Here is a 16603-nt window from a genome sequence, read left to right as displayed (position 1 = left end):
AAGTCCCGCCCTTTCCGTCGGACCGAAGCGGTCGTCAGTTGCGATAGGCCGGCGGCATCGGCGTGACCTGGCGATAGCGGTCGCGCAGCAGCAGGGTGCGGGCCTCGAGCGGTTGCTCGACGCCGTTGACGAAGACCGCCGACGGCTGGCTGAGGGGCTCCAGAGGATCGCCGGACCAGACCACCACATCCCCGGCCGCGCCCGGCGCGATCTGGCCGAACTGTCCGGCCATGCCGAAGATCCTGGCCGGATTGACCGTCAGGGCCGCGATGGCCGCGCCATAGGGCAGGCCGTGCGACACCGCGTTGCCGGCGTTGTAGCGGGCGTCGCGGGCGCGGTGGGTCGAACCCTCGTTGCCCTTGATGGCGATGACCACACCGGCCGCGTTCAGGGCCGCCGCATTCTCCATCCGCGCCGCCCGCATCTCGAAGTCGTTGGGCAGGTTGTCGATGGGGTTCAGCAGGACCGGAACATTGGCGCTGGCGATGTCGCCGGCGACCAGCCAGCCCTCCTCGGCGCCGTCCAGGATGATCTTCAGACCCTCCTCGCGGGCCAGGCGCAGGACCTGCTGGATGTCCGAGGCGCGGTGGACGCTGACGATCAGCGGCATTGAGCCGTTGGCGACCGGGATCAGGGCCTCCAGATCGGCGCGCGACAGGCTGAGATCGCGCAGACCCGCCCGCTCGTAGGCCGACTTGTTGCGGGCGTAGAGGCGGACCTCGGCCAGCGTCTCCTTGAACAGGACGAACTGGGCGCCGCGGGCGCCGCCGGCGATCCCGGCGCCGGCCTCGCCGAACGGGGCGACCATGGCCACGCGCGGCTTGACCAGGATGTCGGTCCCCTGCGCCAGATTGATGATGGCCGCCTGGCCGGCGAACAGGCCGGGCGACTGCAGGCCGCCGTCGCCGACGCCGGCCGTCTCGTCCTCGTGATAGTGGCCGCCGGACGAGCCCGGATGCTGGGGCACGACCACGGCGCGGGTCACCCCGCCCAGACGCGCCACCGGCAGGGTGAAGGACCAGGGGTCCAGCCCGTAGGAGACGTCGAAGGCGGCCGACAGATTGTTGGCGGCGTTGCGCAGTTCGTTGGTGCCGCGCACCGAACTGACCTCGCTGCCGGCCAGACCGGAATCCACGGCGACGAAGCCGGGGGCCACCACCTTGCCGGCGGCGTCGATGACGCGGGCGCCGGACGGGGCGGCGCCGGTTCCGACCGAGACGATCTTGCCGTCACGGATGACGACGGTGCCGCCTTCGATGACCGAAGTCCCTGTCAGGACACGGCCGCCGACGATGGCCACGGTTTCCTGGGCGACTGCGGGGGCGGCGAGGCTCAGCGCCGCGACGGCGCCGGCGAGCATGGACGAGAGGCGCATCAGCGGGCTCCTTCCGAGACGTTGGCGGCGGTCAGGCCGTAGCCGGGCTGGCCCAGTTCGAAATCGCTGGTCGGCTGATAGGCCGGGTCGGCGCGGTCGAAGGTCAGGGCGCCGTCGATGAAGACCTGGTCGGCGCGGGCGTAGATCGAGAAGGGATCGGCGCTCCAGATCACCACGTCGGCGCGCAGGCCGGGCGTCAGCGAACCCGTCTGGTCGGCGATGCCGATGGCCTTGGCGGCGTTGGAGGTGAACCAGCTGATCGCGTGCTCCTCCGAGATGTTCAGACCGGCGCGGCGACCGGCCGACAGGGCGGCGGCGGCCTCCTGATTCAACCGTTGAGTCAGCAGGGCGTCGTCGGAGTGGATGACGGCGCACGACCCCTCGGGGGCGTCGACCAGGGCGGCGTTCTCCTCGATGGCGTCCAGGGCCTCCATCTTGAAGCCCCACCAGCCGGTCCACATGGCGGCGCAGATGCCGCTCTGGGCCAGTTGCGGGGCCAGCTTGTAGGCCTCGGTGGCGTGGTGGAAGGTCGAGATGCGGTAGCCGAACTCCTTGGCCATATCCATCATCAGCGCCATCTCGTCGGCGCGGTAGCAGTGGTTCTGGATCAGGATCGAACCGTCCAGCACGCCCGCCAGGGTCTCGCTCTGCAGATTGCGGGTCGGGGCCGCGCCCTCGCCGGTCTCATGCCACTTGTCCCACTTGGCCTTGTATTCGCGCGCGGCGATGAAGGCGGCGCGATAGCCGGCCATATTGCCCATGCCGGTGGCCGGGCTCTGGTTGCGGCCGCCATAGACGCGCGACGGGTTCTCGCCGCAGGCCATCTTGACCGTATAGGGGGCGGCCGGGAACTTCATGCCCTGCATGGTGATCGAGGGCACGTTGCGGATGGTCACGCCGCGCCCGCCGAACAGATTGGCCGAGCCGGGCAGGATGTGCAGGGTCGTGACGCCGCCGGCGCGGGCGGTGTTGAAGCCGGGATCCTGGGGCCACAGCGAATGTTCGGCCCAGACCTGGGCGGTGTTCGGGCTGGTCGCCTCGTTGCCGTCGCTCATGCCCTGCACGCCGGGCGACGGATAGACGCCCAGGTGACTGTGGACGTCGATGACGCCGGGGGTGACATAGCGGCCGCGCGCGTCGACCACCTTGTAACCGGTCGGGACGGGGGTGGAGGCGTCGCCGACGGCGGCGATCTTGCCGTCCGTGACCACGACCACGCCGTTCTCGATCTTACGCTCCGTGCCGGTCAGGACCGTGGCGCCGACCACGGCGAAATTCTCGCGCGGCAAGGGTTGATAGGTCGAGGGATAGGGGTTCAGCGTCGTCGCCGGGTCGAGGCCGGCGTCCAGGGTGCGGTCCCGCGACGGCTTGGCCGACGTGTCGTCCGTGGTCTGACCCGTGGTGGCGCAGGCCGAAAGGCCCAGCACGGCGCACGTGATGGCCGCGAGGCTGGCGCCCCGCAGATGATGTCCGATCATCGAATCCCCTTTTCCCAATGACGCGACAGCCCGACGCGTCTTGCGGGCGTCATAGAAGGGGGTTCGGCCGGGACCGTCAAAAGGTTTCGGCGTTCTGCGAGTGCGGCATGGGTGACAGACCGTCCGACCTGGGTGAAGTATCGATCCATGACCCAGAAGCTCGATCGCCGTCTGTTCCTGGCCGCCGGTTCGGCCGCCGTCGTCGCGTCTTCCATGCCGGGGAGCCGCGCCCTGGCGGCGACGCCTCCGGCCCAGGCGACCCCGCCCGAGGACTGGGCCGCCCTGGCCGCCGACGTCCGCTCCGAGTTCCAGTGGGCCTGGCGGAACTATCGCGACAAGGCCTGGGGCAAGGACGAGATCAATCCCGTCTCGGGCACGGCCCAGTCCTTCTTCATCGAGGGCCATGACCTGGGCCTGTCCCTGGTCGAGGCGCTCGACACCCTGTGGATGATGGAGCTGGACGCCGAGTTCGAGGAGGGCGTCGACTGGGTCAAGTCCAGCCTGGATTTCGACATCGACGGCGAGAGCCAGGTGTTCGAGACCAATATCCGCCTGGTCGGCGGCCTGGTGTCGGCTCATCTGGCCTGCGGCGATCCGGTGCTGCTGGACAAGGCGCGGGATCTGGCCGACCGGCTGATGAAGGCCTTCGACGCCTCGCCCCACGGCCTGCCCTATCGCTATGTGAACCTGAAGACCGGGGCGGTGCGCGACCCGGAGACCAATCTGGCCGAGATCGGCACCTACGCCACCGAGTTCGGGGTGCTGGGTCGGCTGGTCGGGGACGACCGCTATTATGCCGCGGCCAAGCGGGCCATGCGGCACGCCCTGGACCGGCGCTCGGACATCGGCCTGATGGCGGCCAACCTCCATGCCGAGACGGGCGAATTCATCAGCCGCAACGCCTCGATCGACGTCTATGCCGACAGCTTCTACGAATATCTCTGGGACAGCTGGGAACTGTTCGGCGACGCCGAGATGAAGGTCTGGGCGCTGGAGACGACCGAGGCCATCCTGAAACACCAGGCCAAGCGCTACGACGGTCGGCTGTGGTTCCCGATGGTGGATTTCGAGACCGGCGAGGCCACGGGGACCAGCCAGACCGAATTGGGCGCCTATCTGGCCGGCCTGCTGGGGCAGGTGGGGCGCAAGACCGAGGGCGACGATTTCCTGGCCAGCTATACCGAGATGCAGAACGACTGGACCATCATTCCGGAATCCATAGACGTCACGACCCGCCGGCCCCGCACCAAACGCACGGGCCTGCGTCCCGAATATCCCGACGCCTGTCTGAACCTGTGGCTGGGGGATCGGGACGAGCGGTATCGCGCCCTGTCGGCGACCCACTATCGCAACATGAAGGCCACCAGCCGCGCCGCCTACGGCTACACCGCCCTGGCCGACATCACGGCCCGGCCGATGACCCAGGGCGACAACTGCCCCGGCTACTGGTGGTCGGAGCAGATGAAATACTACTGGCTGCTGTTCTCCGACTGCCGCCGCATCGACTACGCCCAGCTGCAGCTCAGCACCGAGGCGAACGTGCTACGGGGCTTCGTCAGGGCATAGGGGTCACCGACCGTAGGGCGTCATCGAATACGGCCGCGCGGCCGGCGCCGTCGCCCAGGTCCGGTTCGGTTCGGCGCTCATGACGAAGCTCAGCTCGCCCCCGGCCAGGATCTGGTCGTGGGTCACCACCGCCCGCTCCAGCGGGCGGCCGTTCAGCGCGACCGAACCGACGTAAGGGTGATCGTTCGACAGCCCCTCGGCCCGGATCGTGAACCTGCGCCCGTTCGGCAGGTTCAGGGTCGCCCGCTCCACGAAGGGACGGCCGATGACATATTCGTTCGCGCCCGGCGTGACCGGATAGAAGCCCAGGGCCGTGAACATCAGCCAGGCCGACATCTGGCCCAGGTCGTCGTTGCCGGCCAGGCCGTCGGGCGTGATCTTGTACTGGCTGTCGACGATCTGTTTCAGCCGTTCCTGGGTGCGCCAGGGCTGGCCCGCATAGACGTACATATAGGCTGTGTGGTGGCTGGGTTCGTTGCCGTGGATGTACTGGCCGATCAGGCCGGCGATGTCCTCGGCGTGGGAATAGTCCAGGCCCGTGTTGTCGTAGTCGAACATGGCGTCCAGCTTGGCGACCACGGCGGCGTCCCCGCCCATGGCCCCGACCAGACCGCCCAGATCCTGGGGCGCGAACCAGGAATATTGCCAGGCGTTGCCCTCGGTATAGTCCGATCCATAGTTGATCGCGACCGGATCGAAGGGTTCGCGGAACGATCCGTCCGCCTTGCGGGCGCGGACGAAGCCGGTGGCCGGGTCGAACGTATTTTTCCAGAAGCCGGCGCGCCGCTCGAAGGTCTCGGCCACATCGTCACGGCCCAGCGACCGCGCCATCCGGGCGATGGTCCAGTCGTCATAGGCGTATTCGACCGTCTTGGACGCCGCCTCCGGCTCGCGGTCGATGGGCGCATAGCCCAGGTCGATATAGTCCCCCAGACCGCCGTAGGGACGGTAGGTGGCGCTGGCGATCATGGCGTCCAGCGCCTTGTCCCCGTCGAAGCCGCGCAGCCCCTTCAACCAGGCGTCGGCGATCACAGGCACGGCGTGATAGCCGATCATGGTCCAGGTCTCCTGACCGGCGAAGGACCAGACCGGCAGGACGCCATGCGGGCTATGCGTCTGGGACGCCAGCAGGGAGTTGATCATGTCGGCGTTCCGCGCCTCCGGCTGGACCAGGGTCAGCAGCGGATGTTCGGCGCGGAAGGTGTCCCACAGCGAGAAGGACGAGTGGAAGGTGAAGCCCTCCGCCCTGTGAACCTGATTGTCCGGTCCGCGATAGCGCCCGTCCACGTCGCCCGAGACGCTGGGGGCGATCAGGGCGTGATAGAGGGCGGTGTAGAGACTGGTCTTCATCTCTTCCGACGCCTCGATCTCGACGGCGCCCAGGGCCTGTTCCCAGGCGGCGCGGGTCGAGGCCCGCACCCCGTCGAAGTCGAAATCCTCGCCCTCGCTGTCCAGGTTTCGGATCGCCCCTTCCTCGTCGACGGTGGAAATCGCCGCCTTGACCAGCAGGGGTTGGCTCAGGGCGCCGAAGTCGAAGGCGGCCTCCAGGGCGCGGCCTTCCAGCACCGTCTTGTCCTCGGGCGCGCGGCCCGGCTGGCGGAAGCCGTTGTAGGGGATGTCGGTCTCGGCGTTGCGGATCGCGTGGCCGGTCATCGGCTGCGAGAACCGCAGGGCGAAATAGAGCTGCCGCGCCGGGGCCCAGCCGCGCGTCTCGCGGAAGCCCGTCACCGTGCCGTCCGGCCGCACCCGGATCCGCGACCACAGCACCTTGCCCGGATAGTCATAGATCGACCGGCGGAAATCGAGCAGCACATGGGCCGGCGTCCCGGTCGGGAATTCGTAGCGGTGCAGGCCGACGCGCGTCCCCGCCGTCAGTTCGGCCCTGACGCCCGAGTCCGTCAGGTCGACGGCGTAGTAGCCGGGCTCGGCCGTCTCGGTCGCCTTGTCGAAGCGCGAACGATAGCCGGAGCCGGGTTTGTCCGCCTCGCCCGGCTCCCATTTCACCTCGCCGGACAGGGGCGTCAGCAGGACGTCGCCCAGGTCCGAATGGCCGGAACCGGAGAAGTGGGTGTGGGAGAAGCCGAGGATGGTCGGATCGTCGTGGCGATAGCCGGAGGCCCAGTCGTAGGACTGGCGGAAGGGCTTGATGTCGGTGTCGGGGCTCAACTGCACCATGCCGAACGGGGCGACCGGGCCGGGGAAGGTGTGGCCCTTGCCCGCCGTGCCGATGAAGGGATCGACGGCGTCGAAGGGCGCGGTCGCCGGCGCCGGTGTCTGCGCCGAGGCGGCGCTCGTCGTCAGAAGGACGGCCGTCATGGCCAGACCCAGTTTTCGCATCGGCGATCCTCCCTGAAACGGCGTGGAGGTGACCCGGCCCGGAGACGAAAGGCAAGGGGGCAGGGCGGCAAAGGTGGACGCCCGGCCCTGCGGCGGCTAAGGGCGCCCGGATGAACGCCGATCTGCCCCCCGAGGACGAAAACCCCCATCTCGACCGCCCGCTGCGGTCGTTCGGCCGTATCAAGGCCCGTCCGATCAAGCCGCGCCAGGCGGCCCTGATGGAGACCCTGCTGCCCGCCATCGCCGTGCCCGACCCCAAGGCAGGGCCTTTGGATCCGAAGGCGATGATGCCCGAGGCGGTCGAGGTCTGGCTGGAGATCGGTTTCGGCGGCGGCGAACATATGGCGGCCCAGGCGGCGACGCGGCCCGACGCCCTAGTGATCGGCTGCGAGCCCTTCCTGAACGGGGTGGCCTCGGCCCTGCGCCACGTCGAGGAGGGCGGGCTGAGGAACGTCCGCATCCACGCCGACGACGCGCGGGACGTGGTCGACGCCCTGCCGGACGCCTCGGTCGACCGGGTGCTGATCCTCTTCCCCGACCCCTGGCACAAGGCGCGCCACAACAAGCGCCGCCTGCTGCAGGACGAGACGGCCCAGGCCTTCGCCCGCATCCTGAAGCCGGGCGGAAGCCTGCGGTTCGTCACCGACTGGCTGGACTACGCCGAATGGGCGCACGAGCGTCTGGAGCGGACGCCGGGCCTGAAGCGGATCGGGGCGGCGGATCAGGACTGGTTCGTCCCGCCGGCGGACCATGTGGTGACCCGCTACGAGGAGAAACGGCTGGGCGACACCATCCCGGTCTTTCTGGAATACGGCCGCACGGCCTGACCTTGCGGAATACGCAATTCTACGTGGTCTCCGCTTTGACCGGTGTTTAACGAACTTTGTTAGTCCTGTTCCCAATAATCATAAGTTTGGGTTGGAATATGAAGGCGTTGACGATCGGCGGGCGGATCAATCTGCTGGCGCTGGTGACCATGGCGGGCCTGCTGGTGGTCACGGGACTGTCCCTGATGCGGCTGGACGCCGTGATGCGCGACGAGATCGCCGCCAGCACCAAGAAGACCGTCGAGATCGCCCATAGCGTGGTCGCCTCCTACCAGGCCGAGGAAGCCGCCGGGCGGATGACCCGCGACCAGGCCCAGACCGCCGCCAAGGCCGCCGTCGGCGCCATGCGCTACGGAAACGACGACTATTTCTGGATCAACGACATGCATCCCACCATGGTGATGCACCCGATGAAGCCCGCCCTGAACGGCACGGACATCAGCCAGAACAAGGACGCCAACGGCGTGCTGATGTTCCAGAAGATGGTCGATGTGGTGAAGGCGAACGGCGAGGGCTTCGTCGCCTATGACTGGGCCAAGCCCAAGCAGGAAGCGGCCTCGCCCAAGATTTCCTACGTCAAGGGTTTCGCCCCCTGGGGCTGGGTGATCGGTTCCGGCGTCTATACCGACCAGATCGCGGCGGCCGTGGGGAAGGCGGCCCTGACCCTGGGCGGCATGGCCCTGCTGGTGGCCCTGGCGGTCGGTGCGGCGGGCTGGTTCATCGGCCGGTCGGTCTCGACGCCCGTGGTGGCCCTGGGGCGACGGATGCGCGGCCTGGCCGACGGCGACAAGACCAGCGAAATCCCCGGCGTGGCCCGAGGCGACGAGATCGGCCAGATGGCCGCCGCCCTGGCCATCTTCCGCGAGGCCGCCATCGAGAAGGACCGGCTGGAGGCCGAGACCCTGTCGCAGCGGTCCATGAGCGAACAGGAACGCGCCGCCCGCGAGGCCGAGAAGGCGCGCGAGGCCGAGGCCGACCGCGTCACCATCCAGGCCCTGGGCCAGGGCCTGTCGGCCATGGCCGACGGGGACCTGACCTATCGGATCGAGGCCGAGTTCGCACCCAAGGCGGCCCAGCTGAAGACCGACTTCAACGCCGCCGTGGCCCAGCTGCAGCAGGCGGTGTCGGTGGTGGTCGCCAATGTCTCGGGCATCCGCTCGGGCGCCGGCGAGATCAGCCAGGCCGCCGACGACCTGTCGCGCCGCACGGAACAGCAGGCGGCGGGCCTGGAAGAGACTGCGGCGGCGCTGGACGAGATCACCGCCACCGTCAACAAGACGGCCTCGGGCGCGCGCCAGGCTTCCGATGTCGTCCAGGCCGCCAAGGGCGACGCCGAGACCTCGGGCGTCATCGTCCGCGACGCGGTCCAGGCCATGCAGGCCATCGAGGGCTCGTCGTCGCAGATCAACCAGATCATCGGCGTCATCGACGAGATCGCCTTCCAGACCAATCTTCTGGCCCTGAACGCCGGGGTCGAGGCGGCCCGGGCGGGCGAGGCCGGCCGCGGCTTCGCGGTCGTGGCTTCGGAAGTCCGGGCCCTGGCCCAGCGTTCGGCGGAGGCCGCCAAGGAGATCAAGACCCTGATCTCGGCCTCGACGGCCCAGGTCGGCTCGGGCGTGAAACTGGTCGGTCAGACCGGCGAGGCCCTGCAGCGGATCGTGGACAGGGTCGCCGAGATCGACGGTCTGGTCAGCGAGATCGCCGCCTCGGCCCAGGAACAGGCCGTCGGCCTGGCCCAGGTCAATACGGCGGTGAACCAGATGGATCAGGTCACGCAACAGAATGCGGCCATGGTCGAACAGTCGACCGCCGCCAGCCATTCGCTGGCTCAGGAGGCCCAGTCGCTGCAGGCCTCGGTGGCGCAGTTCCGCGTCGGGGAAACGGCGCCGGCCCGCGCCCCGGCGCCGTCGCACGCGCCGGCTTCGCGCTCGCCGGCCCGGACGGGCTTCATGGCTGCGGCGATGAAGACCGTCGGTCGCGGCGGCGCCGCGCTGAAACCCCAGGCCGTTGCGGAAGAGGGCTGGGAAGAATTCTAGGCGAGCGAAATCCGCTGGCGCGCGCGGCTGAAGGGGCGCACTCAGGCGGCGTCCCTTCGGAGCTTTCCATGGCCTTCTCTCTCTATGACGCCGCCACCCCGGTCTTCGTGCGTGGTCTGAACGCCCTCGACGGCTTCCTCGACAAGGCCGCCGCCTCGGGTCTGGACGAGGGCGGTCTGATGGAGGCGCGGCTGGCGCCGGACATGAAGCCCTTGCCGGATCAGGTCCGCATGGCGACCTTCTCGGCCCGCGCGGTGGTCGCCCGCCTGACCGGAACCGAGGTTCCCTTCATGGCTGACGACGAGACGACCCTGGTCCAGCTGAAGGACCGGATCGTCCGGTCGCTGGCCTTTATCGAGAGTGTCGAGCCCGCCGCCTTCGCCGGGGCGGAGACCCGACCGGTGACGATCAAGCTGCCCGGCCGCGAGCTGAATTTCGAGGGCGCAGGCTATCTGACCAGTTTCGCCATCCCGAACTTCTATTTTCACGTCACGACCGCCTACGCCATTCTGCGCAAGGAGGGCGTGGTCCTGGGCAAGCAGGACTTCCTGGGACAGTTGGCGCTAACTTGAAGGAAGAGGGCTGACAAGCAGAGGGGAAACGCCTATATGCCCCCTCACATCGTTAGACCGGCGTCCAACGGCGTCGTTCCAAGCGGCGGCCCGGACGGACCGCCGCTTTTGTTTTGGATACACGTCGCTTGCGCGCAAGAACCGCCCAGGATCGCCAACTGCTGGACCTGATCGACCCCATAGCGGAGTCGCTCGGCCTGGAGGTCGTGCGCGTCCGCCTGATGACCGGCTCCAAGCGCCAGCGCCTGCAGATCATGGCCGAGCGCCCGTCCGACCACGACATCTCGGTCGAACAATGCGCCAAGCTGAGCCGCGCCGTGTCTGAGGTCTTCGACGCCGCCGACCCCATCGCCGGCGAATATATGCTGGAAGTCTCGTCGCCCGGCATCGACCGGCCCCTGACCCGTCCGCTCGACTTCGACCTGTTCGAGGGCGAGGAGGCGCGTCTGGAGACCGACCGGATGATCGAGGGCCGCAAGCGGTTCAAGGGCGTGCTGGCCGGCTATGAGGACGGCAATGTCCTGATCGACCTGGACGGCGAGGAAGACACCGCCCTGATCCCCTTCGACTGGCTGAGCGACGCCAAGCTGGTCCTGACCGACGCCCTGATGAAACGGGGCGCCGCCATCCGCGCCGCGCGCGGCGAACCCGAAGACGACGGCCTCCCGGAAGGGGAAGCCGCCGAAAATACAACCGACACCACGACCCCTTCTGAGGACAACGCCTGATGGCCGTCACCGGTATTTCCGCCAACCGCCTCGAACTGCTGCAGATCGCCGAGGCCGTGGCCCGCGAGAAGAACATCGAGCGCGAGATCGTCATCGAGGCGATCGAGGAGGCGATCCAGAAGGGCGCCAAGTCGCGTTACGGCGCCCACCACGACATCCGCGCCAAGATCGACCACAAGACCGGCGAACTGGCCCTGACCCGTCACGTCACCATCGTCGAGGACGACTGGCAGCCGGAAGACGAGCTGGAAGAGTTCAACGACAGCGCCATGGTGCGCCTGAAGGACGCCCTGAAGCGCGACCCCGAGGCCGAGGTCGGCAAGGAATATGTCGAGACCTTGCCGCCGTTCGAGTTCGGCCGCGTCCAGACCCAGATGGCCCGCCAGGTCGTGACCGGAAAGGTCCGCGAGGCCGAGCGCGCCAACCAGTACGAAGAGTTCAAGGATCGCGTCGGCGAGATCGTCAACGGCACGGTCAAGCGCGTCGAATACGGCAACACCATCGTCGACCTGGGCCGGGGCGAGGGCGTCATGCGTCGCGACCAGTCCATTCCGCGCGAAGTGTTCAACATCGGCGACCGGATCCGCACCTACATCTACGACGTCCGCCCCGAGGCCAAGGGCCCGCAGGTCATGCTGTCGCGCGCCCACCCCGGCTTCATGGCCAAGCTGTTCGCCCAGGAAGTGCCGGAAGTCTACGACGGCGTGATCGAGATCCGCGCCGCTGCGCGTGACTCGGGCTCGCGCGCCAAGATGGCCGTCCTGTCGAACGACAGCTCGATCGATCCCGTCGGCGCCTGCGTCGGCATGCGCGGCTCGCGCGTTCAGGCGGTCGTCGCCGAACTGCAGGGCGAGAAGATCGACATCATCCAGTGGAACCCGGACGAACCGACCTTCATCGTCAACGCCCTGGCCCCGGCCGAGGTCTCCAAGGTCGTTCTGGATGAAGAAGCCGGCCGCGTGGAAGTGGTCGTGCCGGACGAGCAGCTGTCGCTGGCCATCGGCCGTCGCGGCCAGAACGTCCGCCTGGCCTCGCAACTGACCGGCTGGCAGATCGACATCATCACCGAGGCCCAGGACAGCGAGCGTCGTCAGCGCGAGTTCAGCGAGCGCACCAGCCTGTTCCAGGAAGCCCTGGACGTGGACGAGGTCATCGCCCAGCTGCTGGTCACCGAAGGCTTCGCCACGGTCGAGGACCTGGCCTATGTCGACGCCTACGAAGTCTCCGAGATCGAGGGCTTCGACGAGGAGACCGCCGAGGAGCTGCAGGCCCGCGCCCGTGACTTCCTGGACCGCAAGGCCGCCGAGCTGGACGCCAAGCGCGTCGAACTGGGCGTCGAGGACGGCGTGCTGCAGGTGCCGGGCGTGACCCTGGCCATGGCGGTCGCCCTGGGCGAAGGCGGCGTCAAGACGGTCGAGGATCTGGCCGACCTGGCCACCGACGAGATCCGCGGCGGCTACGAAGTGAAGAACGGCGAACGGGTCAAGGTCCCGGGCGTGCTGGAAAGCTTCAACCTGGCCCAGGAAGACGCCGAACTGCTGATCCTGCAGGCCCGCGTGGCCGCCGGCTGGATCGACGCCTCGGAATTGCCGCAGCCCGAGCCGGAAGAGTTCGAGGAAGACGGCGAATACGCCGAGGGCGAATATGATCCGGACCAGGTGTTCGGCGACGCCCCGGCCGAAGACGCCGAAGCCTCAGACGACGCGGAGGTCCTCGCCGAGGACGACTCCGAACCGTCGAACGCGTGATGGGAGACCTGGCCACATATGAGCTTGCGCGACGCAACGATCGATAGGGAACGCCGGGACCTCGTCTCTCACGAGGTCATGGACGAATCTCGCCTGATCCGTTTCGTCGCCGGGCCCGATGGCCAGGTGGTCCCCGATCTGGGCAGGAAACTGCCCGGACGCGGCCTGTGGGTCGAAGCCAGCCGCGCCTCGGTCGAGGCGGCGGTCAAGAAGAACGGCTTCACCCGCTCCGCGAAAACCAAGCTGACCGCCCCGGCCGACCTGGCCGATGTCGTCGAACGGCTGCTGGTCCGGCGCTGTCTTGACCAGCTGGGTCTTGCCCGGCGCGAAGGCGTGCTTATCTCTGGCTTCGAAAAGTCCGCCGCGAACATCCGTTCGGGCAAGGCCGCCTGGGTGATCGAGGCCGCCGACGGCGCCGCCGACGGACGCGGAAAGATCCTCGCCCTGGCCCGCCACCAGACCTCCAAGATCTGCGGCGCGTTCACGGCGGACGATTTGAGTTTGGCCCTTGGGCTGGAAAATGCGATACACGCCGTCCTGCTTGCGGGCGGACGGGCCGATCGCTGGACCATCGAGGTCGAACGACTGGCTGGATTTCGGCCGCTTCGCCCCCCTCACTGGGATGCTTCCGGTGGCGAGGACGGATCGGCGGGAACGCTCCCCACAGGGGCGAACTGAGGATTTTGGCGGCCGAGGGCCTGTCTCCAAGGGCGGAGACGGGCTCACGGCCGTTCATGTGCATTGACGACGACGGCGGGATTTTCCGCCCCAAGTAAAGCGACCGGATGAGCGACGAAAACGACAAGACCAACCAGGGCCCAGGCGCGGGCCAAGGCAACCAGGGCGGCACGCCGTCCCAGACGGGGCCGCGCGCCCCGCTGAGCCTGAAGCCGCGCGTTGCGGGATCGGTTTCGACCGGCACCGTGAAGCAGAGCTTCAGCCATGGACGATCCAAGACGGTGGTGGTCGAGACCAAGCGCCGTCCCGGCGCCGGCGGGCCGCAACGTCCGCAGGGCTTCGACGTCGCGCGTCCGCAACAGAATGCGCAGGCGCCGCGTCCGCAGGGTCAGCGTTCGTCGCAACCCGCCGGCGGCGCCCTGTCGGCCGAGGAGCAGGAAGCGCGTCGCCGCGCCATCGCCCTGGCCACCCAGGCCAACGCCGCCAAGGCCGACGCCGCCGCCGCCGCCAAGGCTGCGGCTGACGCCGCAGCCCGTGAGCAGGCCGCCGCCACCGAGCGCGCCGCCCAGGCCGCCCGCGACGAAGCCGCCGCCGCCAAGGCCGCCGCCGAAGCCGCGCGCGCCGAGGCCGCCAAGCTGGCCGCCGCCGCGCCTGTCTCGGCCAAGCCCACGCCCAAGCCGGCCGCGCCCGTCGCCGCCGCGCCGACGCCGGCTCCGGTCGCGCCCACGCCGGCTCCTGCGCCGACCCCCGCGCCCGCCGCTCCGGCCCGTCCTGCGGCGCCGGCCCGTCCGGTCGTCAACTTCGGCCAGCGCGTGCCCAAGCCCGGCAATCCGCAGCGCGCGGCGCCCGAGCGTCCCGCCTTCGGCGGCCGTTCGGCCCGCGAACAGGCCATGGGCGGCGGCGACCGGTCCTATTCGGACCGTCCGCAGTCGACCGAACGGCCGCAAGCCGATCGTCCGCAAGGCGCCCGTCCAGGTCCTGGCGGTCAGCGTCCCCAGGGCGCCAAGCCGGCCGAGCCCGTCCGCTATTCGGCCCTGAACCCGCGTCCGGCTCCCGGGGCCGCCCGTCCCGGCGGCCCGCGCACCGGTCCTGGCGGTCGTCCGACCCCGAATGCGCCCCCGGCCCAGGCCGAGGTCGCCCGTCCCAGCCGCGCCCCCGGCGCCGGCTTCGGCCGTCCGGTCGGCCGTGACGACGACCGCGAGAAGCGTTTCTCCGACGCCGGCAAGGCGGTCAGCCGCACGCGCGGCGAGCCGAAACGCCGCGAAGGCCGCATGACCATCCAGTCCGTGGTCGGCGACGGCGACGCCGCCGAGCGGATGCGCTCGCTGGCCTCGGTCCGCCGCGCCCGCGAACGCGAGAAGGAAAAGCGCAAGGGCGGCTCCACCGATGCGCCGAACCGTCCGCGCGAAGTGGTCATTCCTGACGTCATCACCGTGCAGGAGCTGTCCAACCGGATGGCCGTGCGCGGCGTCGACATCATCAAGTTCCTGATGAAGCAGGGCCTGATGATGAAGATCAACGACGTGATCGATTCCGACACCGCCGAACTGGTGGCCGAGGAGTTCGGCATGGCCGTGCGCCGCGTGTCCGAGTCCGACGTCGAAACCGGCTTCCTGAGCGAGGCCGACGACGCCGAGGCCTCGGAAGTCCGCGCCCCCGTCGTGGCCATCATGGGCCACGTCGACCACGGCAAGACCTCGCTGCTGGACGCCCTGCGCACCACCGACGTCGCCGGCGGCGAAGCCGGCGGCATCACCCAGCACATCGGCGCCTATCAGGTGCGCCTGGAAGACGGCCAGAAGGTCACCTTCCTGGACACCCCGGGCCACGCCGCCTTCTCGGCCATGCGGGCGCGCGGCGCCAATGTGACCGACATCGTGGTCCTGGTCGTGGCCGCCGACGACGGCGTCATGCCGCAGACGATCGAAGCCATCCAGCACGCCAAGGCCGCCAACGCGCCCCTGATCGTCGCGGTGAACAAGATCGACAAGCCGGACGCGAACTCGCTGAAGGTGGTCAATGAGCTGCTGCAGTACGAAGTCATCGCCGAAAGCCTGGGCGGCGACACCCAGATCATCGAGGTCTCGGCCAAGAACCGCACCAATCTGGACGGCCTGCTCGAGGCCATCCTGGTCCAGGCCGAGGTCATGGACCTGCGCGCCAACGCCGAACGTTCGGCCGAGGGCGTGGTCATCGAAGCCAAGCTGGACAAGGGTCGCGGCCCGGTCGGCACCGTCCTGGTCAAGCGCGGCACGCTGAAGCGCGGCGACATCGTCGTCGCCGGCGGATCGTGGGGCAAGGTTCGCGCCCTGCTGAACGAACGCAACGAGCAACTGACCGAAGCCGGTCCGTCCGTCCCCGTCGAGATCCTCGGCCTGGACGAGGCCCCGTCTCCGGGCGACGTCTTCGCCGTGGTGGAATCCGAAGCCCGCGCCCGCGAGCTGACCGAATACCGCCAGCGGGTGAAGCGCGAGAAGGCCCAGGTCTCGGGCGGTTCCGTGTCGCTGGTCGACATGATGTCCCGTCTGCAGTCCAAGAAGGTCTCGGAACTGCCGGTCGTCATCAAGGCGGACGTGCAGGGTTCGGCTGAAGCCATCGTGGGTTCGCTGGACAAGATGAGCACCGACGAGGTCCGCGCCCGCACCGTCTATTCCGGCGCCGGCGGCATCACCGAGAGCGACGTCAACCTGGCCAAGTCGGCCGGGGCGCCGATCCTCGGCTTCAACGTCCGCGCGTCGAAACAGGCGCGTGATCTGGCCGACCGCGAGGGCGTCGAGATCCGCTACTATTCGATCATCTACGACCTGCTTGACGATATTAAGGGCGTGCTGTCCGGCATGCTGGCGCCGCTGCAACGGGAAACCTTCCTGGGCAACGCCGCCGTCCTGCAGGTGTTCGACATCTCCAAGATCGGCAAGATCGCCGGTTGCCGGGTGTCGGAAGGCGTGGTCCGCAAGGGCGCTCGCGTCCGTATCGTTCGCGACGACGTGGTGGTGCTGGAACTGGGCACGCTCAACACGCTCAAACGCTTCAAGGACGAGGTCAACGAAGTCACGGCGGGCCAGGAATGCGGCATGCAGTTCCAAGGCTTCCAGGACATCAAGGAAGGCGACTACATCGAGTGCTTCACGGTCGAAGAGATCAAGCGCACCCTGGACTAGTCCAGGCGCGAGCATCGAGAGAGACAGGCCCGGAACCCAGGTTCCGGGCCTTTTCTTTTGTCGAATCCCGCGCAAGATGCCGGCCGTCGCGCGGGGG

11 protein-coding genes are annotated in these 16603 nt (G+C 68.7%); 8 read left to right on the top strand and 3 right to left on the bottom strand.

Annotated features, from left to right (window positions below; all coding sequences use genetic code 11):
- Positions 1-34: 34 nt before the first annotated feature.
- Both ACIQ1T_RS15100 and ACIQ1T_RS15095 read right to left on the bottom strand, forming a co-directional pair.
- A complete protein-coding gene (locus ACIQ1T_RS15100; RefSeq protein WP_395945368.1) occupies positions 35-1375 on the bottom strand; it encodes an amidohydrolase family protein in 1341 nt (446 codons plus the stop codon).
- On the bottom strand, positions 1375-2853 hold the full coding sequence (locus ACIQ1T_RS15095) for an amidohydrolase (protein WP_395945367.1): 1479 nt from the start codon (positions 2851-2853) through the stop codon (positions 1375-1377). The genes ACIQ1T_RS15100 and ACIQ1T_RS15095 overlap by 1 nt, the downstream gene beginning before the upstream one ends.
- Before the next feature lie 147 nt (positions 2854-3000).
- Here ACIQ1T_RS15095 and ACIQ1T_RS15090 point away from each other — a divergent pair, with 147 nt between their 5' ends.
- Positions 3001-4419: a glycoside hydrolase family 47 protein gene (locus ACIQ1T_RS15090; protein ID WP_395945366.1), complete on the top strand. Its 1419-nt coding sequence runs from the start codon at positions 3001-3003 to the stop codon at positions 4417-4419.
- A gap of 3 nt (positions 4420-4422) precedes the next feature.
- On the opposite strand, the gene ACIQ1T_RS15085 is transcribed toward ACIQ1T_RS15090, so the two are convergent.
- Positions 4423-6756, bottom strand: coding sequence for a GH92 family glycosyl hydrolase (locus ACIQ1T_RS15085; RefSeq protein WP_395945365.1), 2334 nt, complete (start codon positions 6754-6756; stop codon positions 4423-4425).
- Between the two features lie 110 nt (positions 6757-6866).
- On the opposite strand from ACIQ1T_RS15085, the gene trmB reads away from it, so the two are divergent.
- From trmB to infB, 7 genes are all read left to right on the top strand, one after another.
- Positions 6867-7583 carry a tRNA (guanosine(46)-N7)-methyltransferase TrmB gene (trmB, locus tag ACIQ1T_RS15080; protein ID WP_395945364.1) on the top strand — a complete coding sequence of 239 codons (717 nt, stop codon included), beginning with the start codon at positions 6867-6869 and terminating at the stop codon, positions 7581-7583.
- A gap of 98 nt (positions 7584-7681) precedes the next feature.
- Positions 7682-9619, top strand: a complete 1938-nt coding sequence (locus tag ACIQ1T_RS15075; protein WP_395945363.1) for a methyl-accepting chemotaxis protein — start codon at positions 7682-7684, stop codon at positions 9617-9619.
- A gap of 68 nt (positions 9620-9687) precedes the next feature.
- Positions 9688-10191, top strand: coding sequence for a DUF1993 family protein (locus tag ACIQ1T_RS15070; protein WP_395945362.1), 504 nt, complete (start codon positions 9688-9690; stop codon positions 10189-10191).
- Positions 10192-10319: 128 nt separating this feature from the next.
- Entirely contained in the window at positions 10320-10919 is a 600-nt protein-coding gene (rimP, locus tag ACIQ1T_RS15065; protein WP_395945361.1) for a ribosome maturation factor RimP, read from the top strand.
- The gene (nusA, locus tag ACIQ1T_RS15060) at positions 10919-12667 is read left to right on the top strand and encodes a transcription termination factor NusA (protein ID WP_395945360.1); all 1749 of its coding nucleotides are present in this window, start codon (positions 10919-10921) and stop codon (positions 12665-12667) included. Before rimP ends, nusA begins: the two co-directional genes overlap by 1 nt.
- An 18-nt stretch (positions 12668-12685) precedes the next feature.
- Entirely contained in the window at positions 12686-13345 is a 660-nt protein-coding gene (locus tag ACIQ1T_RS15055; protein WP_395945359.1) for an RNA-binding protein, read from the top strand.
- 107 nt (positions 13346-13452) lie between these two features.
- Positions 13453-16506 (top strand): translation initiation factor IF-2, encoded by a 3054-nt coding sequence (gene infB, locus ACIQ1T_RS15050; protein ID WP_395945358.1) that lies wholly within the window; start codon positions 13453-13455, stop codon positions 16504-16506.
- Positions 16507-16603: the final 97 nt, after the last annotated feature.

The sequence above is a fragment of the Brevundimonas sp. genome, assembly GCF_044336875.1.
Taxonomy (GTDB): Bacteria; Pseudomonadota; Alphaproteobacteria; order Caulobacterales; family Caulobacteraceae; genus Brevundimonas.
Note: the sequence above shows the minus strand (reverse complement) of the source record. Positions and strands in the feature narration are given on the sequence as shown.